Source organism: Actinomadura sp. CNU-125 (assembly GCF_001942465.1).
Classification (GTDB): domain Bacteria; phylum Actinomycetota; class Actinomycetes; order Streptosporangiales; family Streptosporangiaceae; genus Spirillospora.
Window position 1 is genome coordinate 1 of record NZ_MKJY01000501.1, and the last position, 1,910, is coordinate 1,910.

Below are 1,910 nucleotides of genomic sequence, written 5' to 3' on the forward strand. Positions count from 1 at the left end.
GCGAGAACTGACCGCTTAACCTGCAGAAACAGGATCACGCGGAGATCAACTCTTACACCACTCCGCTGGACGTGACCGTATGCCCGGCACCGATACGCCGTCCTCACACTCTGTGAGCATAGATGTTCATGGGGTTGCCTTGTGGCGTTCCGGGGTTTCTTTCGGTGATCTGAGGAGCGGGAGTGTCTCAATCATCTGCCAAGATCGGCTTCCCTGTCACCGGGCCCCACAAACCTGCCAGTGATCAGTGGCTTGGGGGACTATCGCGCGGCCGCCGGACGTGGTTCGGTTCCGTGGACGGACCGTTCGCCGCGAAGACCGGAGGCCGCCGATGCGCGCCGCGCTGACCACCGCCGACAAGACCATGATCGTGACCGACGTGCCCGACCCGGTCCCGGAGGAGGGGCAGCTCCTCGTCCGCACCCTCGCCTGCGGGATCTGCGGCTCCGACCTGCACGCCCTCCAGGACCCGGACGCCTTCATGGAGACCACCCGGCGCTCGGGCGGCAACCCGCACGACCCCCGCGCCGGGCTCGTCTTCGGGCACGAGTTCGCGGGCGAGATCGTCGACTACGGCCCCGGCACCGAACGGAAACTGCCGATCGGCGCCGCCGTGTGCGGGCCGCCGATCGGCCTCGGGCCGCAGGGCTCGGGCATCATCGGCTACACCCCCGCCTACCCCGGCGGCTACGGCGAGTACATGATCCTCAACGAGGGACTGACCATGCCCGTCCCGGACGGGCTCGACCCCCGGACGGCCGCGATCACCGAGCCGTTCGGCGTGGGCACCCGCGCGGTGCTGCGCAGCGGCGTCGCGCCGGGCGCCGTCGCGGTCGTCCTCGGCCTCGGGCCGATCGGGCTCGGCGTCGTCGCCGCCCTCAAGGCCCGCGGCCACGGACCCGTGATCGCCGTGGACTTCTCCCCGAAGCGCCGCGCACTCGCCGAGGGCCTCGGCGCCGACGAGGTGCTCGACCCGGCCGTGGCGTCCCCCTACGACCGCTGGGCGGACCTCGGCGTCCCCACCGGCACCGTCGACCACATCGCCGCCGAACTGCTCGGCCTCGACGTCCGGGAGGCCGTCGTGTTCGAGTGCGTCGGCGTCCCCGGGATGCTCGCCCGCGTCGTCGAGGGCGCCCCCGCCGGGTCGACGATCATGGTGGTGGGGGTGTGCATGCAGCCGGACGAGATCGAGCCCGGCGTCGCGGTCAGCAAGGAGCTGACGATCCGCGGCACGTTCGGCGCGCTGCCCGCCGAGTACGGCGCCACCCTGGCCGACATCGCCGAGGGCCGCATCGACGCGGCGTCCATCATCACCGGCACGGTCGGGCTGGACGGGATCGCCGGCGCGTTCACCGAGCTGTCCCGGCCGGAACGGCACGCCAAGATCGTCGTCGTGCCCTGACGCGCGGTGCCGCGACGTTCAGCGGCGGGGCAGCCGGTTGATCGCCGCGAGGGCGAGTTCCTGCGTCCGCGTCAGTCCTTCCACCGGCTGCGGCCCGTCCCCGGACGCCCGTGCCGCCGCGTCGCCGACGACCTGCGCCTTCGCGCTCAGCCCGTACGACAGGAACAGCAAGATCACGAACCCGGCGAGATACAGCAGGTGCTCCAGCAGCCCGCCCCACCGGCCGGTGTAGACGTCCAGGACGGCGAACAGCGCGAAGCCCGCCATCCACCCGGCCAGCGGCGGCACGTACCAGTCGCGGCGCGCGCCATCGCGGCGACGTCGTCCAGCACCGAGCAGCACCTGGGCCGCCTTCGCCAGGACGAGGATCGTCCCGGACGGGCCGGAGGCGAAGTAGTCGCCGACCTCGTCGCGCCGGTCGCCCCACAGCAGCGTGCCGCTGACCAGGCTCATCACCCCGTAGGCGAGGAGGAACATGCCGACGGTGTAGTGCTGCCGGTGCCACGTC

General features: G+C 71.8%; 2 protein-coding genes. One reads left to right on the top strand and one right to left on the bottom strand.

Annotated features, from left to right (window positions below; all coding sequences use genetic code 11):
• Positions 1-331 precede the first annotated feature (331 nt).
• Positions 332-1,402: a zinc-binding dehydrogenase gene (locus tag BJF79_RS38975; RefSeq protein WP_075904950.1), complete on the top strand. Its 1,071-nt coding sequence runs from the start codon at positions 332-334 to the stop codon at positions 1,400-1,402.
• An 18-nt stretch (positions 1,403-1,420) separates the two neighbouring features.
• Here the strand turns inward: BJF79_RS38975 and BJF79_RS56505 are convergent.
• Positions 1,421-1,910: hypothetical protein (locus BJF79_RS56505; RefSeq protein ID WP_158079429.1), on the bottom strand; the 490-nt coding region annotated here is incomplete at its 5' end.